Annotated in this window: 28 protein-coding genes and 2 tRNA genes; 14 read left to right on the top strand and 16 right to left on the bottom strand. The window is 56.5% G+C overall.

Annotated elements, in window-relative coordinates:
• Positions 1-34 precede the first annotated feature (34 nt).
• Complete coding sequence (locus tag WMQ00_RS07915) at positions 35-898, top strand: polysaccharide deacetylase family protein (RefSeq protein ID WP_023020213.1); 864 nt, start codon at positions 35-37, stop codon at positions 896-898.
• Entirely contained in the window at positions 898-1,446 is a 549-nt protein-coding gene (locus WMQ00_RS07910) for a DNA-3-methyladenine glycosylase (protein ID WP_023020212.1), read from the top strand. Before WMQ00_RS07915 ends, WMQ00_RS07910 begins: the two co-directional genes overlap by 1 nt.
• Before the next feature lie 12 nt (positions 1,447-1,458).
• Here the strand turns inward: WMQ00_RS07910 and WMQ00_RS07905 are convergent, their stop codons facing one another.
• The 6 genes from WMQ00_RS07905 to gyrA form a co-directional block, all read right to left on the bottom strand.
• Entirely contained in the window at positions 1,459-1,944 is a 486-nt protein-coding gene (locus WMQ00_RS07905; RefSeq protein ID WP_023020211.1) for a MarR family winged helix-turn-helix transcriptional regulator, read from the bottom strand.
• A 66-nt stretch (positions 1,945-2,010) separates the two neighbouring features.
• Positions 2,011-2,439 carry an MmcQ/YjbR family DNA-binding protein gene (locus WMQ00_RS07900; protein ID WP_023020210.1) on the bottom strand — a complete coding sequence of 143 codons (429 nt, stop codon included), beginning with the start codon at positions 2,437-2,439 and terminating at the stop codon, positions 2,011-2,013.
• A gap of 161 nt (positions 2,440-2,600) precedes the next feature.
• Positions 2,601-2,673, bottom strand: a tRNA-Ala gene (locus WMQ00_RS07895).
• A gap of 9 nt (positions 2,674-2,682) precedes the next feature.
• Positions 2,683-2,759: transfer RNA gene (locus tag WMQ00_RS07890), tRNA-Ile, on the bottom strand.
• 162 nt (positions 2,760-2,921) lie between these two features.
• Positions 2,922-3,260 (bottom strand): DUF3566 domain-containing protein, encoded by a 339-nt coding sequence (locus WMQ00_RS07885; protein ID WP_023020209.1) that lies wholly within the window; start codon positions 3,258-3,260, stop codon positions 2,922-2,924.
• A gap of 3 nt (positions 3,261-3,263) precedes the next feature.
• Complete coding sequence (gene gyrA, locus WMQ00_RS07880; RefSeq protein ID WP_301716431.1) at positions 3,264-5,816, bottom strand: DNA gyrase subunit A; 2,553 nt, start codon at positions 5,814-5,816, stop codon at positions 3,264-3,266.
• Between the two features lie 78 nt (positions 5,817-5,894).
• Between gyrA and WMQ00_RS07875 the strand changes: the two genes are divergently transcribed.
• The 5 genes from WMQ00_RS07875 to WMQ00_RS07855 are packed head-to-tail and all read left to right on the top strand — an operon-like array spanning position 5,895 to position 8,752.
• Positions 5,895-6,116: a CopG family transcriptional regulator gene (locus WMQ00_RS07875; RefSeq protein WP_086588404.1), complete on the top strand. Its 222-nt coding sequence runs from the start codon at positions 5,895-5,897 to the stop codon at positions 6,114-6,116.
• A 6-nt stretch (positions 6,117-6,122) separates the two neighbouring features.
• Positions 6,123-6,383: a cell filamentation protein Fic gene (locus WMQ00_RS07870; RefSeq protein WP_284836025.1), complete on the top strand. Its 261-nt coding sequence runs from the start codon at positions 6,123-6,125 to the stop codon at positions 6,381-6,383.
• 37 nt (positions 6,384-6,420) lie between these two features.
• Positions 6,421-6,777, top strand: coding sequence for a hypothetical protein (locus WMQ00_RS07865; RefSeq protein ID WP_284836026.1), 357 nt, complete (start codon positions 6,421-6,423; stop codon positions 6,775-6,777).
• Positions 6,778-6,797: 20 nt separating this feature from the next.
• Entirely contained in the window at positions 6,798-7,235 is a 438-nt protein-coding gene (locus WMQ00_RS07860; protein ID WP_301716429.1) for a DUF6918 family protein, read from the top strand.
• 41 nt (positions 7,236-7,276) lie between these two features.
• On the top strand, positions 7,277-8,752 hold the full coding sequence (locus WMQ00_RS07855) for an MFS transporter (protein ID WP_316330812.1): 1,476 nt from the start codon (positions 7,277-7,279) through the stop codon (positions 8,750-8,752).
• A 70-nt stretch (positions 8,753-8,822) separates the two neighbouring features.
• Here WMQ00_RS07855 and gyrB read toward each other — a convergent pair whose 3' ends face one another.
• The 5 genes from gyrB to dnaA form a co-directional block, all read right to left on the bottom strand.
• Positions 8,823-10,892, bottom strand: coding sequence for a DNA topoisomerase (ATP-hydrolyzing) subunit B (gene gyrB, locus WMQ00_RS07850; protein WP_023020202.1), 2,070 nt, complete (start codon positions 10,890-10,892; stop codon positions 8,823-8,825).
• A gap of 157 nt (positions 10,893-11,049) precedes the next feature.
• The gene (locus tag WMQ00_RS07845; protein WP_034655616.1) at positions 11,050-11,619 is read right to left on the bottom strand and encodes a DciA family protein; all 570 of its coding nucleotides are present in this window, start codon (positions 11,617-11,619) and stop codon (positions 11,050-11,052) included.
• Complete coding sequence (gene recF / locus WMQ00_RS07840) at positions 11,612-12,805, bottom strand: DNA replication/repair protein RecF (RefSeq protein WP_316330813.1); 1,194 nt, start codon at positions 12,803-12,805, stop codon at positions 11,612-11,614. The genes WMQ00_RS07845 and recF overlap by 8 nt, the downstream gene beginning before the upstream one ends.
• Entirely contained in the window at positions 12,805-13,986 is a 1,182-nt protein-coding gene (dnaN, locus tag WMQ00_RS07835; protein WP_248100278.1) for a DNA polymerase III subunit beta, read from the bottom strand. The genes recF and dnaN overlap by 1 nt, the downstream gene beginning before the upstream one ends.
• A gap of 699 nt (positions 13,987-14,685) precedes the next feature.
• On the bottom strand, positions 14,686-16,323 hold the full coding sequence (gene dnaA / locus WMQ00_RS07830) for a chromosomal replication initiator protein DnaA (RefSeq protein WP_239206134.1): 1,638 nt from the start codon (positions 16,321-16,323) through the stop codon (positions 14,686-14,688).
• Positions 16,324-16,992: 669 nt separating this feature from the next.
• Between dnaA and rpmH the strand changes: the two genes are divergently transcribed.
• From rpmH to WMQ00_RS07795, 7 genes are read left to right on the top strand one after another with little or no spacing between them, the layout of a single operon-like run.
• Positions 16,993-17,136 (top strand): 50S ribosomal protein L34, encoded by a 144-nt coding sequence (rpmH, locus tag WMQ00_RS07825; protein WP_003847033.1) that lies wholly within the window; start codon positions 16,993-16,995, stop codon positions 17,134-17,136.
• Positions 17,137-17,139: 3 nt separating this feature from the next.
• The gene (rnpA, locus tag WMQ00_RS07820) at positions 17,140-17,502 is read left to right on the top strand and encodes a ribonuclease P protein component (protein ID WP_023020197.1); all 363 of its coding nucleotides are present in this window, start codon (positions 17,140-17,142) and stop codon (positions 17,500-17,502) included.
• A 47-nt stretch (positions 17,503-17,549) separates the two neighbouring features.
• On the top strand, positions 17,550-17,765 hold the full coding sequence (gene yidD, locus WMQ00_RS07815; RefSeq protein WP_259887629.1) for a membrane protein insertion efficiency factor YidD: 216 nt from the start codon (positions 17,550-17,552) through the stop codon (positions 17,763-17,765).
• Between the two features lie 13 nt (positions 17,766-17,778).
• Positions 17,779-18,756 carry a membrane protein insertase YidC gene (yidC, locus tag WMQ00_RS07810; protein ID WP_316330814.1) on the top strand — a complete coding sequence of 326 codons (978 nt, stop codon included), beginning with the start codon at positions 17,779-17,781 and terminating at the stop codon, positions 18,754-18,756.
• A gap of 29 nt (positions 18,757-18,785) precedes the next feature.
• Positions 18,786-19,385 (top strand): 16S rRNA (guanine(527)-N(7))-methyltransferase RsmG, encoded by a 600-nt coding sequence (rsmG, locus tag WMQ00_RS07805; RefSeq protein WP_049359070.1) that lies wholly within the window; start codon positions 18,786-18,788, stop codon positions 19,383-19,385.
• Positions 19,386-19,395: 10 nt separating this feature from the next.
• Positions 19,396-20,244: a ParA family protein gene (locus WMQ00_RS07800; RefSeq protein ID WP_023020194.1), complete on the top strand. Its 849-nt coding sequence runs from the start codon at positions 19,396-19,398 to the stop codon at positions 20,242-20,244.
• A 6-nt stretch (positions 20,245-20,250) separates the two neighbouring features.
• The gene (locus tag WMQ00_RS07795; RefSeq protein ID WP_316330815.1) at positions 20,251-21,291 is read left to right on the top strand and encodes a ParB/RepB/Spo0J family partition protein; all 1,041 of its coding nucleotides are present in this window, start codon (positions 20,251-20,253) and stop codon (positions 21,289-21,291) included.
• A 594-nt stretch (positions 21,292-21,885) separates the two neighbouring features.
• Here the strand turns inward: WMQ00_RS07795 and WMQ00_RS07790 are convergent.
• The 5 genes from WMQ00_RS07790 to WMQ00_RS07770 all read right to left on the bottom strand — a co-directional run bounded on the left by WMQ00_RS07790 (position 21,886) and on the right by WMQ00_RS07770 (position 26,498).
• Complete coding sequence (locus tag WMQ00_RS07790; RefSeq protein WP_445293062.1) at positions 21,886-23,205, bottom strand: MFS transporter; 1,320 nt, start codon at positions 23,203-23,205, stop codon at positions 21,886-21,888.
• A 136-nt stretch (positions 23,206-23,341) separates the two neighbouring features.
• Entirely contained in the window at positions 23,342-24,523 is a 1,182-nt protein-coding gene (locus WMQ00_RS07785) for an N-acetylmuramoyl-L-alanine amidase (protein ID WP_023020191.1), read from the bottom strand.
• A gap of 85 nt (positions 24,524-24,608) precedes the next feature.
• Entirely contained in the window at positions 24,609-24,932 is a 324-nt protein-coding gene (gene trxA, locus WMQ00_RS07780) for a thioredoxin (RefSeq protein WP_023020190.1), read from the bottom strand.
• A gap of 6 nt (positions 24,933-24,938) precedes the next feature.
• Entirely contained in the window at positions 24,939-25,865 is a 927-nt protein-coding gene (gene trxB / locus WMQ00_RS07775) for a thioredoxin-disulfide reductase (RefSeq protein WP_239206124.1), read from the bottom strand.
• Positions 25,866-25,949: 84 nt separating this feature from the next.
• Positions 25,950-26,498 (bottom strand): RNA polymerase sigma factor, encoded by a 549-nt coding sequence (locus WMQ00_RS07770; RefSeq protein ID WP_239206122.1) that lies wholly within the window; start codon positions 26,496-26,498, stop codon positions 25,950-25,952.
• Positions 26,499-26,512: the final 14 nt, after the last annotated feature.

Below are 26,512 nucleotides of genomic sequence, written 5' to 3'. Positions count from 1 at the left end.
ATCATGTCCACTATCCCTGACCTTTAGGATCACTATGCGCCGCATCCTCACCTCTGCACTCACCGTGCTTATTGCCGCCGCCATGCCAGCAGCCGCTCATGCACAGTTACCGCAAATCCCGCGATTGCCTGCATCTTCAAGCACGGATATTCAAGGAGAAATCAACCATCGCATCGAGGATGCCCGCGCACAGGTTGAAGACTTCAGATCCCAGGCATTTCCACACTCTGCCCCCGGGAAGAAGGCACCCGCCGCCCCAGCTCCAAAGAAGCCGCAGCCGCGCAGCGAAGGTGGCGTCGACTGTGCCAATTGCGTAGCTATCACCTATGACGACGGCCCCGGTGCCGAGACCAACCGCCTACTGGACAAGCTCAAGGCAAAGAACGCGCACGCAAGCTTCATGGTGCTAGCCCCCAACGCATATCAACATCCTGAGCTGCTCAAGCGCATGAAGGCCGAGGGCCACACCATCGGCAACCACACCAAGAGCCACCGCCAGCTCAACACCCTGTCCTATGACCAGGTATCCCAGGAAATCGACGCCGGCAATGCCGCCATCAAAAAGGCCACCGGCCAAGGTACGCGCTGGGTTCGCCCGCCCTATGGCGCGACCAACGCCACCGTGGATCAGGCCACCCGCGATAAGGGCGTCTCCCAAGCGTTGTGGGACGTCGACACCGTGGATTGGAAGGACCGCAACTCCGACCATGTGTGCTCCGCGGCCGTACAAGGCGCCCGCGCCGGCTCCATTGTGTTGATGCACGATATCCACCCCACCACCGTGGACGCCGCCGATTGCGTTATCGACGGCCTGCGCGCGAAGGGCCTCGAGCCCGTGAGCCTGGATCGCCTCCTGCGCACCCCTGTAGCAGGTAAGCGCTACTACGCTCGTGGTTAATGATTGATTTTGCCCTGACTGCCGACGCCGTCGCTCCCCAACTCCTCGGCTGCACCCTCACCCATGCCGGGGTAAGCATCCGACTTACAGAGGTTGAGGCTTACCTCGGTGCCGAGGATTCCGCTGCACATACCTTCAATGGCATGACCCCGCGCAATGCGGCCATGTTCGGTCCGCCGGGTAAGTTCTACGTCTATATTTCTTATGGTATCCACCGCAACGTCAATATCGTCTGCGCCCCTGATGGCACCGGCCAAGGCTGCCTGCTGCGCGGCGGCGAAATCATCGAGGGTGCCGATATCGCCTTCGCCCGCCGCGGCACCACCGATTTTCATAATCTTGCCCGCGGGCCAGGAAACTTGGGCAAGGCCTTAGGCTTCACGCTGGAAGATAACCACCGACCAATTCAGATTGTTGAGCGAACCTCCGAACCAGAATGGGTACGCGGACCGCGCATGGGCATCTCGAAAAACAAGGAAGCGGCCCTGCGGTTTTGGATCCCTTTCGATAAAACCGTCTCGGGCCGCCGCGGCTATCCCAAAAAGTAACGAGGAAACTGACTAATAGCGCCCACCATAGCGCTCATCATTTTCGATGGCCTTTATGATCCGCTGATTGATCTGCAGCATCTGGCGGATCTGCGTGCGGGTCAGGTTATCCATTACGGACTTCCGAGCCTGCTTAGCGTGTCCAGGCGCGGTCTCTACTACCTTATCCCAGCCGCTATCCGTCAGCTGTGCCATGGTGGTGCGGCCGTCAGTCGGGCACGGCTGGCGCACGACCCACCCTTGCTTTTCTAGGCGCGTAACGACCTGGCTCAAGCGAGACAAAGATCCATTGGCGGTAATCGCCAGATCACGCATACGCATCTCGCGATTTTCCGCCTCAGATAGTCGAGAGAGCACCGTATATTCAAAAAAGCTCAGGCCTGCGTCATCGCGCAGCTGAGCATCCAAAATATTGGTCAAGCGAATATTTACGCTCATTAGGGACATAAATGATGCGAGTTCTTCATCATTTAGCCAGTAGTCATCGCGCTCGGTCATGGGATTTATTCTATCAACTTGGCTTTAATTCTAAAGTGACTCATCACTGCCCTAAACGCAAAGACCTTAGTGCCCAAAGGACGCATCGATCGGCCGCTGCCCTCTTGGCAGCTTCTCCACCACCAAACGATAGGAATCCGTGACTAACTCCTCTATCAGCTGTTTGTGCAGCTCTGCGTGTGGATAGACGGAAACCCAATGACGCTTATTCATGTGGTAGCCCGGCGCAATGAACGGGTATTGCTGCTGTAGCGCTTGGCAGTCCTCCGGCTCGGCCTTAATGATCATTTGCTGTTGACCTGTCACTGCTGTCAGTAACAGGAAAATTTTGTCGCGTACTTTGAATACTTCCCAGTCGGGCCCGAAAGGATGCTGTACCTGCGAGCCGAGCATCTCTTCGGCGCGCTGCCGTGCAACTGTGTAGAGGCCACTGCCATCCATCATCGGCTCCCTCTTCGAGACTGGCTTAGTGCTGTCTTCAACGATATCGTCCATCCAAACCTCGGTTTTCGTCGACGGTTTTGCCGGTTTATATGGACGAAAATGGTGATCCGAGTGGAGCGCTCGCCATTGTGTCACTTCTCAGAGCGCTTGGGAACGACCGCGGAAATAAAAAATGTCCGGCCCCTCCGAAGAGGAGGCCGGACTTCATGCTGTGGAGCATAGGAGAATCGAACTCCTGACCTTCTGCTTGCAAAGCAGATGCTCTACCAATTGAGCTAATGCCCCATTGTTCCGTGGTGGGCCTAGCTGGAATCGAACCAGCGACCTCATCGTTATCAGCGATGCGCTCTAACCGACTGAGCTATAGGCCCTTGTGCGGAACGAGAATTAACTCTACATACTATCCCCGGATTTATACAAATCGCCTGCTCAAGAAGCATTTCATACCACTAAACAAAAAGGGGAAGATTCGTGCTGATAGAAGAAAAGGCCGGCACCCGAAGGTGCCGGCATCCTCTAGGGTGAGAGAGGCGCTAGCGGTTGTCTAGGTCGACTCGCAGGCCGCCAAAGACGTCCACGATGGCGTTATAAATAACCGCCATCAGGGGAGCCAGCAATGTAAGGAGAACGGCGAAAATAACGCCGATGAGCGCGGAGGCGGAGATGACGACACCGAAGGTGACCTCGAATCCGCCGCCGACGCCGCCGACGAGGCTATTGAGCGATTCCCAAATCCCCACCTGGTTCAGGCCAATATAAAGCAGGCATACGGCCAGCATCCAGGCGATCAGTCCGACGAGTGACAGGGCCAGACCGACGCGGAATGCCGAGATAGGCGAGATTCGCGTAATCGTTATGTCTCGTCGTGCCATTAATTACTCCTCATCCTTGGAAGCATCGCCAGCCTTGTGTTCCTGCTGGACCTCATCCACGGTCTTTTCGCCCTTAGCCACGGCCTGAGCGTCTTCCTCACCATCTTCTTCGACGTTGCGGTCGATGGCAAGCAGTTCGACATCGTCACCCAGGTTGACCAAGCGCACGCCCATCGTGGCACGGGAGGACGGACGAATCTGGTCCACCTCGGTGCGGATGACGCCGCCGGCGGAGGTAATGGCGAAGATTTCATCATCCTCATCCACAGAGATGGCGCCGATTAGCTTGCCGCGCTTCGGGGTGTACTTGAAGGTCATGACACCCAGGCCACCGCGGCCCTGCGTAGTGTATTCCTCGATAGCGGTGCGCTTACCGTAGCCGCCGGAGGTGGCAACCAAGAGGAATTCGCCATCGTGGACCACGGACATGGACAGCAGCTGGTCATCGCCGCGGAAGCGCATGCCCTTCACACCAGCGGTAGCGCGGCCCATGGGGCGCAGCTGGTCGTCGTCCGCAGTAAAGCGGATGGCCTGTCCCTGCTCGGAGGTGAGCAGGATGTCGTCGCCCTCGGAGACGAGCTGTGCGCCAATGAGAGCATCGCCCTCGTTGAGGTTGATGGCGATAAGGCCAGCGGAACGCGCGGACTCATAATCGGTCAAACGGGACTTCTTCACGCGGCCCTGCTGGGTAGCGAGAACCAGGTAAGGAGCATCCTCGTAGGACTGGATCTGGATGACCTGGGCAATCTTTTCTTCCGGCTGGAATTCCAGCAGGTTTGCCACGTGCTGGCCACGAGCGGCGCGACCGGCCTCTGGCAGCTCATAAGCCTTGAGGCGGTAGACGCGGCCGAAGTTGGTAAAGAACAAGATCCAGTCGTGCGTGGAGCAGACGAAGAAGTTCTTGACAATATCGTCCTGCTTGAGCTCAGCGCCGCGCACGCCCTTGCCACCACGCTTTTGCGCCTTGTAGGAATCCACCTTGGTGCGCTTAGCGTAGCCCGTAGAAGTAATGGTGACTACAACGTTTTCGCGGGCGATAAGGTCCTCATCGGTCACATCGCCGGTTGCCGGAATGATTTCGGTGCGGCGTTCATCGCCATACTTATCGACGATCTCTGCCAGCTCATCGTGGACAATCTGGCGCTGGCGCTCCTCGCGGGCGAGGATATCCTTCAGATCAGCGATCTCGCGCTCGATTTCCGCCAACTCATCGATGATCTTTTGGCGTTCCAGGGCAGCCAGTTTGCGCAGCTGCATGGCCAGGATGGCGTCGGCCTGGATATCGTCGACGTCGAGAAGCTCCTTCAAGCCCTCGCGTGCCTCGTCCACGGTGGGCGAACGGCGGATAAGGGCAATGACCTCATCGAGCATGTCTAGGGCCTTGACCAAACCGCGCAGAATGTGGGCGCGCTTTTCGGCCTCATTCAGGCGGTACTGGGTACGGCGAACGATGACCTCGATCTGGTGCTCCACGTAGTAGCGCAGCATCTGATCCAGGCGGAGGGTGCGCGGCACGCCATCGACAATGGAGAGCATATTCGCGCCGAAGGACGTCTGCAGCTGGGAGTGCTTGTAGAGGTTATTGAGCACCACGCGGGCCACGGCGTCGCGCTTGAGGGTGACGACGATGCGCATGCCAACGCGGTCGGAGGATTCATCCTCAATCTTGGAAATACCCGCGATCTTGCCGCTGGCCACGGACTCCGCGATATTGGAGATGAGGTTATCCGGGTTGACCTGGAACGGCAGCTCGGTAATCACAATGGTCTGGCGGGATCCAGATTCCTCGATGGAGGTCACACCGCGCATGCGGATGGATCCGCGGCCGGTGGTGTAGGCATCCTTGATGCCCTGATCGCCCACGATGAGGCCCGCGGTGGGGAAATCCGGGCCCTTAACGCGTTCCATGCAGGCTTCCAGCGCAGCCTCTTCATCGGCGTCTGGATTATCCAGTAGCCAGTAGATGGCCTCAGCCAGCTCGTTGAGGTTATGCGGAGGGATATTGGTGGCCATACCCACGGCAATGCCGCCCGAACCGTTCATCAGCAGGTTTGGAACGCGGGACGGCAGTACGTCCGGCTCGCTGGTTTTGCCATCGTAGTTGGGCGAGAAATCAACGGTGTTTTCGCGGATATCGCGCACCATCTCCATGGCCAGCGGAGTGAGCTTACACTCCGTATAACGCATTGCTGCTGGGCCATCGTTACCGCGGGAGCCGAAGTTACCCTGGCCATCCACCAGTGGGTAGCGCATATTCCACGACTGGGCCAAGCGCACCAAGGTGTCATAGATGGCGGAGTCACCGTGCGGGTGGAACTGACCCATGGTGTCCGAGACCGGGCGGGCGGACTTTACGTAGCCGCGCTCCGGCCGGTAACCGGAATCGAACATCGCGTAGAGGATGCGGCGGTGCACCGGCTTTAGTCCATCGCGCACCTCCGGCAGGGCACGGCCGACGATGACGGACATGGCGTAGTCGATGTAGCTCGACTCCATCTCCTCATTAATGTCAATGGGAAATATGCGATCAAAAAGATCGTCGTTATTGTCACTCATAACGCCAGATTCTACCCTTTAGCGCCTTTCAGGGCCCGAATTGCCGCACGCATGGTATCACCGTGGTATCACTAAGGCATGGCAATGACATTGCGGCTTACGGCCGAACAAGACCACGCGCTCACCCTGCTGGCCTCGGCGCAGGGTACCTCCAAACATGAAGCGGTAGTGCGCGCCATCGTTGCGGCGGCAGCCCGCACGCTTGCCGACGCCCACGTGCAATCCACCGCCCGCGCCCTCCTCCCCGGCCGCGCTGAGCTGGAGGCGGAAATCCGCCGCGCCCGGCCCACGCAGTCCTAGGTGATCATGAGTACCGAACAGCTCTACCTTTTGGCACACGAGTTTTGCGCGCGCTTTAACGTCCGCATCACCAATTTTGCTGCTCTTGCGGCCGCTGCGGCGGCCAGCACTGCCAAGGTGGAAGGAATAGCCATCCACGATAGCCACCGCGATGCCGCCCGCGCTATGACGGAGGTTTTAGCCCGCGTTCCGGCGCTGAGCGGGTATAACGCAGAGTTCGCAAAGTTCACCGTGCGCGTCTACCTTAGTGTTAAAGAAGTTGCCTAAGTTTTGGGAAGAGTGACCCAAGGAAGGAACTAGCACCATGTCCCACGTCAAGAAGATCGCCGTATCGAGCCTTACCGCCGCGGCCCTAACCGCCACCGCCATCACTGCTCCTACCGCTACTGCAGCTGAGGCGGATTCCTGGAAAGACGAGGTAAATCCGGAATTTGAACAGGGCCAGACTGGTGGTTCCTCTACCGGTTCTTCCCAGCTGGATCTCACGTTGATCATCACCGCAGCGGCCGCGGGCGTCACCGCCCTGGCCAGCGCCGTGGCCCTCTACTCCCCCAACGTGGATCTGGAAAAGGCAGCCCGCGATGCTGGCTTGGGCCAGATCGCCGATCAGATTGCTGCCATTCAGGCCAACCTTCCTGGCCTGCCGGGACAGCCGGCTTAATTCGCGTAAGGTGGTGCAGCATGGCACATCTTTCTGAACTTATGTCAGGTCCGCAGCGCACTGCGGTGATAAGCGATTGTGGCGAGCTGGTTGAGAGGGTCGTCGCCAAGCAATCGGGCATTACCGGCATGGCGCTGAAGGGCGCAGTCGCCGCCGCGAAGAAGGTCGACTCCGCCATCATCACCAAGGCGCTAAGCCGCGTGCTACCGGATGTTCTCGACGCTATGGACCCGCACTGGCAAGAGTTTGAAAACAGCTCTGAGCAGGATTTCGGTTCCTTCCTGGAGCCGCGCAGCGCCGAGGTCAGTGATGCCATCATGGCGGTAGCCGATAAGCATGCCGAGCAGGTCAACTCCCCCGCACTATCCAAGCCTTATAACTCCCTGCGCGCTAAGGCTTCGAAATTCCTCACCCCTGCGGTTCCGGATTTCGGCCGCGTGCTGCAGAAGCATATGTAGATTCCGGCAGTTGAATCGCCTTCTAAACGCCAGGTATAAGTGTGGAAGTGACTACTTCCGCAGCTAACCAGACCGAGTACCCTGCCGGCCAAGATCCCGCTCGCTGGCGGGTACTTATCGTTTTGCTCACGGCGCTCTTTATGTCGCTGCTGAGCGTATCCATTGTTAATGTGGCCCTGCCCTCTATTCAATCGGGTTTAGGGGCCTCTAATTCGGATGTACAGTGGGTGCTCTCCGGCTATGCGCTCACCTTCGGCGTCATCCTCGTGGCGGCCGGCCGCGCCGGAGATCTCGTCGGCCGCGGCGGCATCTTTCTAGCTGGCATCGCTATCTATTCCATCAGCGCCGCAGTCGCCGGTTTTGCCCCTAATGCTGAGGCACTCAATGCCGCCCGCTTTATCCAAGGCATAGGTGCTGGCCTGCTTAATCCCCAGGGTGTGGGCATGATCCAGCAATACTTCCGCGGCCCCGAGCGGGCCCGTGCCTTCGGCTATTTTGGCTCCACGGTGGGCCTCGCCGTGGCCATTGGACCGGTACTTGGTGGCCTACTCATACGCCTGGGTGGCGCGGACCTGGGCTGGCGGTTGACTATGCTGGTCAATTTCCCCGTCGGCCTTTTTGCCATCATCTTGGGATTGATGTGGTTTCCGCGGCCGCTGTTTTCTCGTGTACGCGATGAAATGGGCAATAAACTGGGAATTTTCAAGACCCTAGCCACCCTTGATCCCATTGGTGCTGTCATCCTTGGCGCCGCCGTGTGGGCCATCCTCTTCCCCTTTATGGAGTCTTCTGGAACACCTGGCGTGTGGTGGCTGCTGCTCCTGGGCGCGTTTTTGCTGGTGGCATGGGTGCTGTGGGAGCGACGACACAAGGCCACCGGTCATCCACCAATGGTGGATCTTAATATCTTTGCTACTGCGAGCTTTCGCAATGGCACCATCATCGCCACCTTATGGTTCATGGGCATTACCAGCATTTGGGTGCTCGTCGCGCTCTACTTCCAAAGCGGTCTCGGGCACTCCGCCCTCGCTGCCGGATCCGTAGGCATTCCGGCCGCTTTGTTGAGCTCTATTTCTGCCACACTGGCCGGCCGGTCAGTGTCCGTCCACGGCCGCAAGGTCGTGGTTATCGGCATGATGGTGACCATCTCCGGGCTCGTTTCCACCATTGCGCTCATCTGGGCCACCGAGCAATGGGGTACCAGCGAATGGTGGATGGTCCTGTCGCTCTCCTTGGTGGGCGGCGGGCAAGGCTCGGTCATCTCCCCTAACCAGACGCTCACCTTGGCACATGTCCCTCAGGCCTACGCTGGATCGTCGGGCGCTGTCCTCCAGACCGGCCAGCGCATCGGCACGGCCATCGGTCTTGCCGTCATCACGGCCATAGTCTTTGCCACCCTGCACGGCACGAACGCGGACTGGCCGCTTTCCATCGTCGCCGGCTTCGGCGTCATCCTGTCCATGTGTCTTGCCTCCCTGGGATTCGCCGTAGCGGATCAGCGCAGCTCCCAGGCCTAGGGCTCGCGCTTTAAAACGCCACAATTAAAGCCCACCGCAGTATTTTCCACGGTGGGCTTTGTGCTGCGGTTTAGATGTCTAGGAAGCGGACGTCCTTGGCGCGGCGGGTAATGAAGGAGCGGCGGGCCGAGACATCGTCACCCATGAGGATGGAGAAGAGCTCATCGGCGCGCTGCGCGTCTTCCAAATCCACGCGGCGCAGGATGCGGGTGCTCGGGTCGAGCGTAGTTTCCCATAGCTCGGCGGCGTTCATCTCGCCCAGACCCTTGTAGCGCTGGATGCCGTCATCCTTGTTGATCTTGCGGTTTTGCTCCAGACCCTCGGCCAACAGCTTATCGCGCTCGTCGTCGGAAAAGGCATAGCCCGGAGTGCCCTTGGACCACTTGAGCTTGTACAGCGGCGGGTTAGCCAGGTACACGTGCCCGTCCTCAACCAGCTGTGGCATAAAGCGGAAGAGCAGGGTCAATAGCAGCGTAGCAATGTGCTGGCCGTCGACGTCAGCATCGGCCATGAGCACGATCTTGTCGTAGCGCAGCTTCTTGATATCAAACTCCTCGTGGATACCGGTACCCAGTGCAGTAATAATCGCCTGGACCTCAGCATTCTTGAGGACCTTATCCATGCGGGCCTTCTCCACGTTCAAGATCTTGCCGCGCAGAGGCAAGATGGCCTGGAACATGGAATCACGGCCGCCCTTAGCGGAACCACCTGCGGAGTCACCCTCCACGATGTAGAGCTCGGAAATCTTCGGGTCCTTGGAGCGGCAATCCGCGAGCTTGCCGGGCAATCCGCCCAGGTCGGTGGCGGATTTGCGGCGCACCATCTCGCGGGCCTTGCGGGCAGCCATGCGAGCATGTGCGGAGGACACGGCCTTATTGATAATGGCCTTTGCCTCAGCCGGATTGGCATCGAACCAGTCATTGACGTGCTCGTTCACCGCACGCTGGACAAAGCCCTTGATTTCGGAATTGCCCAGCTTGGTCTTGGTCTGGCCCTCGAACTGCGGATCGCCCACCTTGACGGAAATGACGGCGGCCAAGCCCTCGCGGCAGTCATCGCCGGAGAGGTTGCCATCCTTTTCCTTGATGAGCTTATGCTCCTTGGCATAGCGGTTCATCAAGGAGGTTAGGGCCGCGCGGAAGCCTTCTTCGTGCGTGCCGCCCTCGTGGGTATTGATGGTATTAGCAAAAGTGTGCACGGACTGCTTATAGCCCTGATTCCACTGCAGTGCTACTTCCACCTCATGATCTTCGCCCTTGGCATCGAAAGAAACGATAGTCGGGTGGATCGCGGTCTTGGACTTATTGAGGTACTTGACGTAATCGGTCAAGCCATCCGGGTAGTGGAAGGTGATCTTCTTGCGGCGCTTCTTTTCCGCCGCAGCTTCCGCCGCTTCACCGGATTCTTCGTTGAAAGTATCGCCAGCGTCCGGGGCATCATCGAAGGAGGTTTCATCCGCACTGGTCTCGCCGGATTCTGCATCGGCGATTTCTTCCAGCTCGATCTGCTCTTCGGTAACGCGCTCATCGATGAGCTCAATGGATAGGCCCTTATTCAGGAAGGCCATTTCCTGCAGGCGGCGAGCAATGATGTCGTAATCGTACTCGGTAGTTTCAAATACTTCCGGATCCGCCCAGAAGCGGATTTTGGTACCCGTGCCGCGGGCGTTGCCACCCTCAACGAGATCATCCGGGACGGCATTCTGGAAGTTTTGATACCAGTGCTTACCATCGCGTTTAATTTCCGCTTCTACGCGGGTAGAAAGCGCGTTCACCACGGAAATGCCTACGCCGTGCAGGCCGCCAGATACGGCGTAGGAGTCGGAGTCGAATTTACCGCCGGCGTGCAGCTGCGTCATGACCACTTGGACGGTAGGTGCGCCGGAGGCGTGCATTTCTACTGGGATACCACGGCCATTATCGATGACCTCGACGCCGCCATCTTCCAGCAGTTTGACGGTAACCTTATCGGCGTAGCCGGCCATAGCCTCATCGACGGAGTTATCAACGATCTCCCAAATGAGGTGGTGCAGGCCGCGCGAACCGGTCGAACCAATGTACATGCCGGGGCGCTTACGGACGGCCTCGAGGCCCTCCAGGATCGTAATTGACCCGGCATCATATGCGTGTTCTTCAGCCACGGATTCGTGCTCTCCTTTTGGCTATAGCTAATTCTAAGACCTTAACTATTCTACACGGATACCCCCTACTGAAAGACACCCCACACCCGTGAGAGATAGGAATCTGGCGCGCTCTGAGGTTATTTAGGATTTAAAGGTCGGATCCAAGTGCAACCTATTAGCCATACGTATCTTGCGATCCTTGTGGTTTCACCCACTGCCGCCCCTCATAATTTCGCTGCTGCTTGGGCCCATGAATGCGCAGCTCAACAATGACATCCGGGCCTAGGCGATCAGAGATTTTCCGCAGGATTTGCCGCTGCAGGTAGCGCAGCTCCGTAGCCCAGGTGGAGTTATCGCAGGACACATAGACAACCTTGTCCTTAATCCGCTGCGGCTGCGTATGGGCGGCGATGCGCTCGCCCACGAGATTCTCCCAATTACCCATCACCCAACCATTGGCTAGGTCGTGCTCCCAGCCGCGATTGACTACCTCGCGGCTGATTTGGGCTCCCAGGCTCGGCACCGCCAGCGTTCGCCGTTTCTTCCTGCCATCTGGTCCCGTAGGGATACCCCGTTGATAGCCCATATACCCCTGCTTTTGTGCCTTCTCCAGAGAGGGCACCGGCATCTTTGGCACAGGGCGGGTTAGCTTCGGCGGGTTCTTGGAGGTGGACCGTACCAATTTAAAGTACTGGGTGACAGGATCAATGCGCTGCTTGCCGACGCCCCCTTGTTCCTCACTCATCCTTGTCACCATCCCCATCCTCGCCGGCATCCTCAGCACTGAGCTTGGAGATGCGGCCGGTATCGGTATCTTCCACGCTCACGCGGTAGCGCACGATGGGTTCCAAGTTCCCCGGTAGGTCCTCATCTACCGCCGCGGTAATGAGCACCTGCTCGGCCTCGGCGGCCAGGTGGACAAGCTGCTTGCGGCGCTTGGCGTCAAGCTCGGCAAATACATCATCCAAAATGAGCACCGGATCCGATCCTCCCTCTTGCCGCAGCAGATTAAACTCCGCCAGGCGCAGCGCAATGGCATAGGACCACGTCTCACCATGGCTGGCAAAGCCCTTGGCCGGCTGATCACCCAGATTAAGCACCAGATCGTCGCGGTGCGGGCCCACCAGGGAAATGCCGCGTTCAATCTCGCGCTGCCGGGCGGTGGCCAACTCGGTAAGCAAGACGGCCTCTAGTACCTCGCGATCCGAGGTATCGATAGTGGACTTATATTCCACCTGCGCCGGCCGCGATTCTGGTGCCAGGCCGGAATAAGCGGCGGGGATGTGGTCCAAGAGGGCGTCGACAAGCGCAAGGCGCGCGGCGATTACTTGGGCGCCGAGCCGGGCAAGCTGCGCATCCCAGGTATCCAAGGTAGCCAATGCGGCGGCACCGTCGCTATCGGAATAGCCGCGGCGCAGGCTGCCGGAGGCTGATTTCAGCAAGGCATTGCGCTGCTTGAGTACCTTGTCATAGTCGGCCTTTACACCCGCAAGGCGCGGAGTCCGCGAGGCAATGATGCTATCGAGATAAGCGCGCCGTCCGGCCGGCTCCCCGCGCACCAAGGCCAAATCCTCCGGGGAAAAGAGCACCGTTTTTACCACGCCCAGCAGCTCACGGGGGCTGCGCAGGCGCGTGCGATTGATCTGCGCTTGATTGGCCGCGTGGGGTTTAATCAGCAAATGGGTAGTGAGCTCGCGGCCCTGGTTCACCGCGGTAATAGACACCCGTGCACTATCGGCACCCTGCCGCACCAACGGTGCATCGTGAGATACGCGATGGGAGGAAAGATGGGCAGTATAACCAATGGCCTCGACGATATTGGTCTTGCCAAAGCCATTGCGCCCGACAAAAAGGGTGATCCCGGGCCCTAGCTGCACATTAAGTTCGGGCCATGAGCGAAAATCCCGAACATCGAGATCCCTGACGTACATTAGCCCGGCAGGCGAACCGGCATGAGCAGGTAGGTGAAGTTGGTCTTCGGCGTGGGGAAGTTGCCATCTTCATCGGCCTCAGGCAGCTCTTCCGGTTCTGGGATCATAATGGCTGGGCGGGAAGGCTCGGTGAAGCCGAAGACCACGCGGTCGGTGTTGATGACGGCCAAGCCATCTTTGAGGTAGCCCGGATTGAAGGCAATGAGAAACTCATCGCGGCCATGGAAGGCGCACGGCAAGGTCTCGGTCGCATTACCGGCATCCGCGCCGGCAGATAGGGTTACCTGACCATCGGCGAATTCCATGCGAATCTGTGCATTGCGATCCGTCAGCAAAGAAACGCGACGGATTGCTTCCTGCAGCGGAGCCACCTCAATGGAGGCAATATTGGTGTGATTCTTCGGCAGCAGCGGCTGCACATTGGGGAAGTCCGCATCCAGCATGCGCGTGGTGGTTTCGCGGTTATCCGCGTGCAAACCAAAGAGACCATCCGCACCAATATTGTCATCGGTACCTACGGCAATCTCTACCGGAATGTTGAGATGCGGGTCCAGGGAACGACCGGTTTCCTGGAGGGTCTTAGCAGGTACCAATAGCTTGGCTTCGACATCCGGGGACTTCGGCTCCCATTCCAAGGTGCGCATGGCCAGACGGAAGCGGTCCGTTGCCGTCATCTCAATGTCTTTGCCATGGATATCCATGTGCACACCGGTGAGCATAGGCAAAGTGTCATCCTTGCCGGCTGCGGCAGCGACCTGGTGGATGGCCTCGACGAAAAGCTGTGGCTGGATAGTGCCCGTAACCTCTGGCAATACCGGAAGCTGAGGGTAATCATCCAGTGGGATCAGTGGCAGCTCGAAGCGAGAGGAACCACAAGTAACCAGTGCCTTGGAATCTACCTGGGAGATCTCTACTTCCTTGTTGGGCAAAGAAGCAACGATATCGGAGAGGAGCTTGCCGGCTACCGCAATCTGTCCGGGCTCATCCACCATGCCGGCGATGCGGACGCGGGTAGAAACCTCATAATCGAAGCCGGTGAACTCAAGACCATTGTCATCCGCGGTGATCAACATCGCGCGAAGCACGGGCTGAGTGACCTTGGAAGGCAGGCTGCGAGCAACCCACGCTACGGCGTTGGCAAGGTCATCTTTGGCAACGCGAAATGACACGGCTTCATCCATGGTGCGAAGAGCTCCTCTGAGGCAAGTAGGAAATTTGTTACTTACAAAAGACTGGCTTCCAACTTACCGCATTGGGCGCGGTGCGCCACAACGTGTAATTCCATCTTTGCCCGCTCGATCCGCGCCTGGCCGGAGGCGGGGCGGGCCGAATTCCACACACCCTCTTTCTTCTATACAGATCAGAGAAATAATTTAGTAGTAGTAATAAGCGGTGTGGGATCTGTGGGTAACTAGGTAAATGACAAGTTCATGGCGCAGATCCGGGGTGTGGCAAATCTTGTGATCTTACTGTGATCAATCGGGGTGAATTGTGGACAACTAGTGGGATCGCCGTTTTATCCACAGGTTTTGTCATTTGATCACTGATCTACACACAACACTGATCACAGGGTGGCTCTCCCAGCACAAGGCCTGTGGAATTAAAAACTGTGAGTAAGATCTATGAATTACAAAGTTGAAATTACACAAGTGTGAATAACGCTGTGGATAACTTTTCTTGCAGATAAACGGCCCTTTTTAGAGGGTTTCGGGCCTTATTTGTGAAATTACACGGGTGTGCCGGTGCGGCGTGGAGGATTCTGTCTAGCTTTCTAGCTGGTTTCAACCCCAAGTGACCCCGGCGAAATCTGGGAAGCGGGATCGGGAAAACAAAAGCGCCCTCCTTATATAAAGGAGAGCGCTGAGGCAGCACGCTAAGACTTAGGCGCGACTGCGATTCTTGATGCGTTGGGTAAGCGCCTGGATCTCGTCATAGGTATTGCGCTTTTCAGTCATCTCTTTGCGGATTTTGCGATCGGCATAAATAACGGTGGTGTGGTCCTTACCGCCGAACTGTTCACCGATCTTGGGCAGGGATAGCTCGGTAAGCTCGCGGCACAAATACATTGCCAGCTGGCGAGCATGCGCTACCGCGCGCTTCTTGCCGGCGCCGCGCAGAGTTTCTACATCAATATCGAAGAAGTCTGCCGTGACCTCCATGATTGAGGTAGCGGTAATCTTTCGATCAGCGGAATCCGGGGCCAAATCGCGCAATGCGATTTCCGCCATCTCTACGTTGATTGGCTCATCTACCAAAGAGGAATAGGCCGAAACACGGATAAGTGCGCCTTCGAGCTCGCGAATGGAAGATTCAAAGCGCGAGGCAATGAGCTCAAGCACGGAGCGATCCACCTCGGTGCCGTCATTTGCCGCCTTCTTCATCAAAATCGCGATGCGCGTTTCCAGATCTGGTGGCTGAATATCGGTAATAAGACCGCCTTCAAAGCGCGTGCGGAGGCGATCCTCCAGCGTTGTCAGCTGCTTCGGCGGGCGGTCCGAAGACAAAATGATCTGCTTATTGGCTTGGTGCAGCGCATTGAAAGTATGGAAGAACTCTTCCTGGGTGGATTCTTTGCCCTCCAAGAACTGGATATCATCGACCATCAAGATGTCGAGATTGCGGTAGCGCCGTTTGAAGGATTCCTGGCGGTCATCACGCAGCGAATTAATATAGTCATTCGTAAATTCTTCCGAAGACACATATTTCACGCGCAAACCCGGGTGCAGCACCTGGGCGTAATTACCAGCGGCGTGCAAAAGGTGCGTTTTGCCTAGACCAGAGCCACCCCAGATGAATAGTGGGTTATATGCACGGGCGGGATTTTCGGCCACGGCAACGGCTGCACCATTGGCAAAACGATTCGAAGACCCGATAACGAAGCTATCGAAGGTGTGCTTCGGATTCAGTGAAGTTTCACGGTTGGGATCATGTGCCGGAGCCTCGCGCGGGATGCGAGCGGAATTAGAGCTAGCATCGGTGAAATTTCCCGCGGACTGCGCCTGCTGCTGGTTATAGTGCTGGGCAAGCTCATCCAAGCTGGCTGGGGCATGGCTGGATTGCCAGTTGTTTTGGGCGGGTGCCGGTTGTGAACCGGTATCAGAGTGTTGCGGGCGCGGAATGTAGTTCTGGGGAGGCTCCGTGCGCTGGGGTTGTTGCGCTTGCGGAGCCTGCTGCTGTTGCGGGGGAGCTGCCTGGGGAGAAGGCTCTGTGGCTGGTGGTTGTGGTTCTTGCGGAGTAGCCAAGGTAACCGCGAAGGAGCAGGGACGTCCGAGGTGTCGGGTTAAGGCCTTGGCGATGTACTCGCCCAATTCATTTTCGACCACATTTTTGGCGTCGAGGTTCTCGGCGGCAACGAGGGTGTAGCCCTCGACCATCATGATGGGGCGGACCAGTTGGAGGTAAAGGCGCTGTGAATGGGAAAAACTAGGGACCTCGGAATTGGGTTGCTCGGATTGTGCGAGCAGGTCATCAACGACCGCGCGCCAAATGGCATGCAGGTTCGCTTGTGGGTCAGTCACAACAGGCTACCTTTGTGGAATTTAGTCGGGAACGGGTGGACATTGAATAACAATTTTCACCGTGGATTCCACCGTGGTTTTCACAGTGGTTTTTATCGAGTCACCTCGATCTCCACAGAGTTATCCACAGGTGTGGATGAAAGAGTTATTCACAGCTTAGTTCATGGCTGTGGATAACTCTTCATTGGCCGGTTTATGGCGTTAAGCTGCGGAAACTGCAAAAGTCTCAAGCGCTGATTTAGAGTTATCCACATGCCAGGCTTGGCTGTGGAATTTGATTCTTCTGTTGTACCGCCGAAGCGGCGGGTGTGTCTAGTGAGAAAAATTCACCCCCTGGACGCCGATCTGGATAGGTCCTCCAGTGCGGTGGATTCGGCGCAGTAAGAGCCCGGAATCTGGCCGCCTAGCTGCAGGAAAAAACATTTATGTAATTTCGGGTGTACCCGGGTGTCGATTTGTTTCTAGCGGCAGAAATCACGTAATCTGGCATGGTCTATTGCAACAAAGAGTTGCGCGTGAAAGTGACAGCGTCACCTCGCACTGGCTGGGCCCGTCGGCTCGCCGTGCACCGGAGAGACTGTGATGCGTCAGGTTCATGGAATCTAATCATCAGTGGGTGCGCCGCTGTTAGCGGTGGTGTGCCTACGCACAACTTCAAGGAGAATTAACGTGGCAAAGGGTAAGCGCACGTTCCAGCCGAACAACCGTCGTCGTGCTCGTAAGCACGGTTTCCGCACCCGCATGAGCACTCGTGCAGGTCGCGCAATCGTTGCGGCTCGTCGCAAGAAGGGCCGCGCAAAGCTGACTGCGTAAGTTATGCTTCCGGCCCAGCACAAGCTCACATCGCCGACACAGTTTCGGCGCACGATGAAGGGCAGTCGCCGGGCGGGCACTCGTACGGTAGTCGTGCATGCGCGCGATAACGCAGGTACGGACAAGGAAGCCGAAATCGCAGCCACTGGGCCGCGCTTTGGCTTAATTGTTTCTAAAGCCGTCGGGAATGCAGTGGTTCGCCACCGCACCTCCCGACGGCTTCGCCATGTGTGCATGACTTTCATTCCCAAGCTGCCTGCCAGCGTGGATGTGGTCATTCGTGCACTGCCCGCTAGCGCCACTGCTAGCAGTGAGCAATTAGAAAAAGATCTTGCTAAAGCACTGCGCAAGCAATGGGATATCTAAATTCCCGCGGGGAGGAAATTCCCCCAGCCAGAGGATTGGCCACACCAATGGTCAAAGTGGTTCGTTTCTACCAAAAACATGTCTCTGGCCTTAAGATGGTATCGACCTGTCGGTTTGAACCGACATGCAGTGCTTATGCCCTTGAAGCGCTATCCAAACATGGCGCATTCAAGGGTACGGCGATGGCAATTGCCAGGGTCTGCAAATGTGGCCCCTGGCATCCGGGCGGATTTGATCCGGTTCCGGATACCAACAACAACTGAGGATTAAACACTCGTGCTTAATTTCATTTATTGGCCAATTTCGGCCGTTTTATGGTTCTGGCACTGGCTGCTTTCCCTCGTAATGGACCCATCCTGGGGCATTACGTGGATTCTGGCCATTGTGCTGCTGACCTGGACGCTTAAGGCGCTGATGGTCAAGCCGACTATCAGCCAGATTCGTTCCTCGCGCAAAATGCAGGAAATCCAGCCTAAGGTGCAGGAAATCCGTGCGAAGTACGGCAACGATCAGACCAAGGCTGCACAGGAAATGCAGAAGGTCTACAAGGAATCTGGCGTTCGTCCAATGGCCGGCTGCCTGCCGGTATTCGTGCAGATTCCAATGTTCGTTGGTTTGTTCCACGTACTGCGCTCCTTCGACCGCACCGTTGCAGTAGCCGGTGGCATTGGCCACCCCAGCGGCGATCCAATGTCCATTGAGGAAAACGCTAATACCGCAAACTACATCTTTAAGCCGGACCTGGTCCAGCAGTTCTTGGATGCCAAGATTTTCGATGTCCCGCTGGTCACCAACCTGCGCTTGAATTCGCCGATTGTGGAGGGCGTAACCACCAGCCAGGTCGCCGTAATCATCGTTCCGATGATCGCCATCATTGCGGTCATGACGCACTTCAACGCCCGCATGAGCCTAAACCGCCAGGAACAGCGCCGCGCCGCCGGTAAGACCCAAGCGCCACAGGGCCAGAATGCGGAAATGATGCAGCAGCAAATGGCCATGATGTCCAAGATGATGCTCTGGGTCATGCCAGCCATGTTGATCTTCTCCGGCTTCATCTGGCCAATCGGTTTGCTGTTCTACATGATGGCCAATACGGTCTGGACCTTCTTCCAAACCCGCATCGTTTATGCCAAGATGGACCGCGAGGAAGAAGAAGAGGAAGCCGCGAAGGCTGAGGCCAAGCGCACTTCCGCACCTAAGCCGGGTGCCCGCAAGAAGGACAACCGCACCAAGAAACAGCGCAAAAACAAATAAACACGGAGGAGAACCCCATCGTGTCCGAGATGGACCCGTCAGTAGTATTCGGCTCCCGCTTGCCCCTCGCGCAGGCTTACCATGATTCGCTCGCTACAGACGGGTCCACTCGTGGTTTTATAGGCCCACGGGAGGTGCCGCGTTTGTGGGACAGGCACATTATTAACTGCGCCGTCGTCAAGCAGGCAATCCCCGAGGGTGCCACGGTCATCGATGTAGGCTCGGGCGCCGGACTGCCTGGCATTCCGCTGGCCATTGCGCGTCCAGATCTGCGGATAACCCTGATCGAGCCGCTATTAAAGCGCTATAACTACCTCAACGAGGTGGTAGAAGAGCTCGGTCTCGACAACGTGACGGTCCTGCGCGGCCGAGCTGAAGAAGGCCCGATCAAAAAGGCCGTGGCGGGGGCCGATGTGGTGACCTCGCGCGCCGTCGCACCCCTGGGAAAGCTTGCGAAGTGGTCGCTGCCGCTAGTGCGCAAGGGGGGCGAGATGATCGCACTGAAGGGCTCTTCCGTACACGAAGAACTAGAACGCGATGCCGCTGACATCAAGAAGGCCGGCGGTGGAAAGGCCGAGGTCAGCACCATCGAGGGAACCACGATCATTCGTGTCCCGCGCGTGAACTAAAGTAGACGGCATGACTAATCCGCGCCTTATCACCATTGCTAACCAGAAAGGCGGCGTAGGCAAAACCACCTCCGCCGCCAACTTGGCCGCAGCGCTTGCCGCAGAGGGCAAGAAAGTGCTGGTGATCGATCTTGACCCGCAGGGAAATGCTTCCACGGCCATGGGTGCGGAACATAATTCCGGCACCGATTCCAGCTATGAGGTGCTCCTCGGGGACTGCAGCGCCGAGAAGGCTATGCAACCTTCTTCGCACAACGAGAACCTTTTCTGCATCCCCGCCACCATTGATTTGGCTGGCGCGGAGATCGAAATGGTGTCCTTGGTACGCCGCGAATTTCGGCTTTATGACGCCCTGCATAACGGCTTCCTCGAGGAGCATGGCTTCGAATACGTTTTCATTGACTGCCCGCCATCGCTAGGTTTGCTTACCATCAATGCGATGACGTGCGCGGAAGAGGTCATCATCCCGATTCAATGCGAGTACTACGCCCTCGAGGGTGTGGGCCAGTTGCTGGGAAATATTTCCATGATCCGTGAACACCTCAACGAGGATCTGCATATCTCCGCCGTGCTGTTGACCATGTATGACGCCCGCACGCGCTTGGCAGAAGATGTGGCAGATAACGTTCGCGAGCAATTTGGTGCCGTGGTGTTGGGCAATGTTATCCCGCGCTCCGTGCGCGTTTCGGAGGCGCCGGGATACGGTACTACGGTTATTGATTACGCTCCTTCGTCCACCGGTGCCCGCGCCTATCTTGCGGCGGCGCGCGAGCTTAACCGGCGCGGCGATTATCGCCCGCACCCGACCACCGGGGCGATTGGCGTGAGCCCAGAGATTTACGCGGAATTGGAAGGATAGGAACTCATGGCAGAACAGAAGCAAGGTGGACTCGGCAAGGGACTCGCCGCACTCATCCCATCTGGCCCTGATGCCCCTACCCGCAAGCCGCGGCTGGGAGATTCCGCGGCGGATATCATCTTGGGAAATGCCACCCCGCAGCCTGGCCGCAAGGGCGGCGACGGCAAGCGTGTAAAGGGCGCGCCCACCATTCAACAGGGTTCTGGCTCACAATCTTCGAAGAAGCGTCAGGCCACCCCGGCTCCCATCGGTGCGACCTACCGTGAGATTTCCATTGGGGATATCATCCCTAATCCGAAGCAGCCACGCACCGTCTTCGACGAGGATGAGCTGGGCGAGCTCGTTCACTCGATCCGCGAGTTTGGCCTCTTGCAGCCCGTCGTTGTTCGCCCTTCCGAGGAGGGTGGCTTCGAGCTCATTATGGGTGAGCGCCGTTGGCGCGCTTCTTCCAAGGCGGGTCTGGCTACTATTCCAGCCATCGTGCGCGATACCAAGGATGACAACCTTCTGCGCGATGCCCTGCTGGAAAACATCCATCGCGTGCAGCTCAACCCTCTGGAAGAGGCACACGCCTACCAGCAGCTATTGGAAGAGTTTGGCGTTACCCAGAACGAGCTGGCGGACCGCATTGGCCGCTCGCGCCCACAGGTGACCAATATGCTGCGCCTGCTTAAGCTGCCGGTAGAGGTACAAAAACGTGTAGCCGCTGGTACCTTATCCGCCGGCCACGCGCGTGCGCTTCTATCTTTGGATGACACGGAGGCGATGGAATATATAGCCAACCGCATCATCGCGGAGGGCCTGTCTGTCCGCGCCACTGAGGAGGCAGTCACCCTTTATAAGCGCGATGGCAAGCCGGCCGAATCAAAAAAGAAGCAGTCGGCGCCACAGCCACAGTACTTTACCGATTCTGCCGAGCGCCTATCGGACCGCTTTGACACCAAAGTCACCGTGACCATGGGCAAACGCAAGGGCAAGATGATCGTGGAATTTGGTGATCAAGAAGATTTTGAGCGCATCATGGCACTAATGCAGCCAGGTGGATAACTTTCGAAAGATGGAAAGTTTAAACAAATGCTATTTTGCGGTCACTTAAAATATTCGATCTTTTAATCCCAAGGCAGGCTTTAGTAGCAGCACTGATTATTTAACTCCTAAAGTCAGGCTAATGGCTTTCTGAACTTTCGATTGACGTCTCCAGGTATTTAGATTTGATACGGACGTAGGATCCTAAAGGGGGGGTCTTGTGTCGTTCAATAGAATGTTGCTAACTTTGGGATGATGAATTATTTGCAATTATTGCATTGCTGCCGAATTTGCTTTATGTAGTTAAATACCTCTCTGTGAAGTTTTACAATTCACTTGCAAGGAAATCGGTACTCTTTGTCAAAGTGAAAAGTAGAAGAAGTAATTGGTACACCCCTGAATTGCACTTCTGATCTGCTCGGGTTGAAAGGCCGTCAGAGAGGGACGTTGGCGTTACTCTCCTATTCTGATTCAGAATCGTTCAATGACAGCTACAGCCTGTCAAGCAGAGCGTGTTCGACTCGGATCATTTGTCCGAAACTCCACGAATTGACCATAAAATAGTCACAGTGAAGATTATGGGAATCGGATGGCTCAGTTCTACCGTTGTTTAGGTTACTTACCAAAAATAAACGGACTTTTAGATTGTTCCGTTTCAAAATCAGGGCTAAGAGGGATACCTTTTCTTTCTTGGAGAAGCAAGATAGCAGTAAAACCTACGAGGCTTGCAGCTACTAGATAGATTGTAACCGCAACTGTTGTGCCTGTTGCATCTACTAAAGATGCAGCGATCATAGGTGCAAATGCGCCGCCGAGAATTGATCCAATGGCATAAGATATCGATACCCCTGATGCACGAACGGATGCAGGGTAGAGCTCAGCATACATGGCGGACTGGGCACCATAAGTTAATCCTAGGCCTACAGTTAGAAAGATAAGCGCGACATAAAGAAGGCCCAGTGAAGCTGAGTTGACCAGTGGGAAGAGTATTCCAGCTCCAATTGCCTGTACGAGAAATCCAATGAGATAAGTCCTTCGTCGACCGATATAGTCCGACACCCAGCCGGCGAATAGCGTGAATATTAACCAAGTTACGGCAGACAAAGTAACTGCGTTGAGCACATCACCGCGCTCAAAGGAAATGGGTCCTTCTGGGTTGGTGGCATAATTTTGAATATAGCCTCCTGCTGTCATATAACCTACAGCTCCGTTGCCTGCAAATACCAGTGCGGCGACAAATACAAGAGGTAGATGCTGTTTGAAGAGAACTCCAATGGGATTCGGGCCTTCATGACTTTTGTTGCCCGCTATAACTTTGAAAACCGGCGATTCATCGACGCCGATTCTTACTACGTAGCCCACGATAACCAACACGAAGGAAAGTAAGAAGGGGACGCGCCAACCCCATTGAAAGAATGCATCTCCGGGCGCAATTCTATTCATAATGGATAAAATTCCCGAGGACATGAGAAGACCGATGGGAACTCCAATTTGGGGTCCGGCACCGTAAAGGCCACGCTTCTGGTTCGGAGCATGTTCAACCGCTAGCAATACCGCTGATCCCCACTCCCCTCCAGCGGATACGCCTTGAATAATGCGGAGAAAAATGAGCATAATGGGAGCCCATAGACCTACCGTTTCGTAAGTAGGTAAGAGGCCGATTAAAGTGGTTGCGCCCCCCATGGAGAAAAGTGTGACCATGAGGACGATTCGTCGACCGTAGCGATCTCCATAGTAGCCGGCTAAAAACGCACCGAGGGGCCGAAACAAAAACGATAGGCCCACAGAAGCGAAAGACACGATGCTGGCCAAACTTCCGGTTAAGGGAGAAAACATTACTTGGTTAAAAACGAGTCCGGCTACTGCCGCGTATAGAAAATAGTCGTACCATTCAATCGCCGTACCGATTGTGGTTGCAGCTACTACACGTCCCATTTCCTTGGGAGAGATCGCGGAGGGGCTCGAAGCATCCATCATGAAGATCCATTCAAATAGTAGAAATGAAGACTATCAGTAGATACTAATCGAATGATTCGCTTCGAGCCAAGATTTGTGGGCAAATCTCGTTGACTTAGGACTGCTCAGCTTGAAGGAGTTCAGAAAATTTATAGGTACCTGTCACAACTGTATCCTGATCCATGAGATACATACGCTTTACCGCGATGACGATGGCCTCAGCAATATCGTCGCGGCGGGACGGATTGGTGAGGATCTTTATGTCTTCTGGGTTGGTGAGGTAGCCCAGCACGATCTGGATGACCGGCATTTGGGTCAGGCGAAGCAGATCCCAGGTGCGGCCGTGGTTGCCGCAGTCCAGCAGCTCGGTGCGTGCGACAATCTCACGCTGGATAAAGCCGGATAGGGTCTCACCAATAAGCGAGGAATTGCCGGATTCGGAACCGAAATAGAAGGTGGCAACACCATTGGCCTTCTCATTGGGGTAGGAATCACAAGCCAAAGAGATGACAATGTCCGCATCGAAGGCGTTGGCCAACTCCGCGCGGGACTTCACGTCCGCATCGGAGGTCCGAGGACGGGAGATGATGGTCTCCATGCCGGCGGCAATCATGCGTCCCTCGATGCGTTGGGTGAGGTCCCACAGGATCTCTTGCTCAGAAATATCACCAAAGCGTCCCTTGACCTGTTGGCCGGCGTCGCCGCCGCTCAAGGCGGGATCGATCACAACGCGCTTGCCCGCCAGTTTAGGGCCGGCGTTGCGCACGCGCTCGCGCTCTTGGATATTGTGCGCGGATCCGCCGGTGATACGGCGGCCAAGCAGACTGAGGGCGCGGATGGTGGCGGGACCGCATACACCATCTTCTTGCAAGCCACAGTTGTGTTGGTATTCCTTGAGCGCCGCGTAGGTATTGGTGCCAAAATGGCCGTCTACGCGCTGCTGGTAAAAGCCCAGCTCCTGCAGCTGTTGCTGGAGCTGCGAGATATCATCACCCACGAGCTCATTTGCGGGCTCGTAGGCAAGTACACGGCTGCCGAGCGTATACGAGGCCTGGCGCAGTTCGCGCAGGGTGAGATCATCGATCTCTCCCGTGGGCACGATGCCGCGCGATTGCTGGAAGGCCTTGAGGACCTCAGACAAATTGGCATCAAAGCTCTTGTCGCTCTCGGAGTACTTCTGCTTTTTCCACGCAGAAAGTTCCCCCTTGAAATCTGACAAGAGGCCGAGACGGGCCAAGGTGGCGCGAGCCTCAGCTACACGCACGCTTGTATCGCCGACTCGAAGAACGCGGTTCACGCCTTTTACCCCTTTCACAGCCCGTGTTTAGGGGCCGCATTTCAGAATTTCTACACGCTTAATCTAATAGGAATTAGATTAACAGTTAAAGTTGCTTTTTCACTTGCGCCACGATGTCATCTTTAGAACGCAGACCAACAAATTCGTCTACCTTCTCGCCGTGGTTGAAAATCAGCACGTTAGGGATGGACATGATCTGGAACATGGCACCTAGGTTGCGCTCTTCATCGACGTTGACTTTGGCGATGGTGACCTCGCCGTCTAGCTCCTCTGCTACCTCTTCCAAGATGGGGGATAGCTTCTTGCAGGGGCCGCACCATTCGGCCCAGAAGTCGACGACGACGGGCTTATCGGACTCGATGACGTCCTTGCGGAAGGTATCGGTGGTTACTTTCTTGACGTTGCTCATACTGAATTAACGGCTTTCTGCGAGGAAATGTTCCGCATCAATTGCCGCGCGGCAACCGGAGCCGGCCGCGGTAATTGCCTGCTGGTAGTGGTCATCCACCAAATCACCGCAGGCAAAAACGCCAGGCTGAGAGGTCTTGGTGGTGGGTTGTTCAACTACAACATAGCCATTGTCATTTAGCTCGACCTGACCATTGAGGAAGGAAGAGCGCGGATCATGGCCAATTGCTACGAACATGGCAGTCACGTCCAAGGTAGAGGTCTCGCCGTTGGTGACGTCCTTGAGCTTGAGACCGCCAACTTTGCCGTCGGCTTCAATGACCTCTTCGACGACCTTATTAGTCTCCCATTTAATCTTCTCATTGGCCTGGGCGCGCTCCAGCATGATTTTAGAGGCGCGGAAGTTCTCGGAGCGGTTCACAATGGTGACGGAGTCCGCGAACTTGGTGAGGAAGGTTGCTTCCTCCATGGCGGAGTCGCCGCCGCCGATAACCGCAATATTGTGGTCCTTGAAGAAGAAGCCATCGCACGTAGCACAGGTAGAAACGCCGCGGCCGGTAAGTTCTTCCTCACCTGGTACGCCGAGGTGGCGCGGGGCGGCACCGGTGGCGAGGATGACGGCGCGGGCCTCGAAGAGCTCGTCACCCACGTGCAGCTTCTTAATATCGCCTTCTAGCTCTATCGAGTCAACGACTTCCATGCGCAAATCTGCACCGAAGCGGATGGCCTGGGCGCGCATTTCCTCCATGAGCTCTGGGCCCATGATGCCCTTTTGGAAGCCGGGGTAATTTTCTACCTCGGTAGTATTCATAAGCTCGCCGCCGTACTCGAAGCCCTCGAAGACAATCGGGTTGAGCTCGGCGCGTGCCGCGTAAAGCGCGGCGGTATAACCGGCAGGGCCGGAACCTACGATGGCAACATCGTGGACGGTCATTGCTAACTCCCTTAAATCAGAGTGTGGTTTCGCGTAACGCCATGAGTCTACCCGCCACACTGACAAACGTCGGTATTAGCAAACTCACCCAATGGCGGCGCGTAGGACTTCCCTCGCTCGGGCGCAGCGGGATTTAATGGTGCCGGGCTTTACCCCTTGGGCGGTGGCAACTTCTCCGACGCGGAACCCGGCGACGTCGGTAAGCACCAGCGCTTCGCGCTGATCCTCGCGCAGTAACTCCATGGCCTCGCGCACCGCCAGCTGCTCCGCTAGGTTTTCGGAAGGATTATGCGCGAGCAGCGGGTTGCGATCGTCGTCGAAGTCCTCCGTATCTAATGAGGCATTTTCCCTATTCGAGCGATGGTTGAGGTAGTCATAGCCAGAATTTTTCACCAACCGGTGCAGCCAAGTCGATAGCGCGGATTCGCGCCGATAGGAGTGCAGGTTGCAGCTGGCGCGCAAGAAGGCTTCCTGGACCACATCTTGGGCATCGTGATCGTTTTTGGTGTAGCGCCGTGCCACGGTGGTCAGCCGCGTGCGGTGGCGTTCCACGATGGTGGAAAAGGCCTTATTATCCCCTTCAATGAAAGCATCAACTAGTTCTTCGTCACTGCGGTCATGACTCAGCGTCATATGTAGATTCCCCC

The sequence above is a fragment of the Corynebacterium sp. KPL2825 genome (assembly GCF_037908445.1).
Classification (GTDB): Bacteria; Actinomycetota; Actinomycetes; order Mycobacteriales; family Mycobacteriaceae; genus Corynebacterium; species Corynebacterium kefirresidentii.
This window is presented reverse-complemented; position numbering and strand designations above follow the sequence as displayed.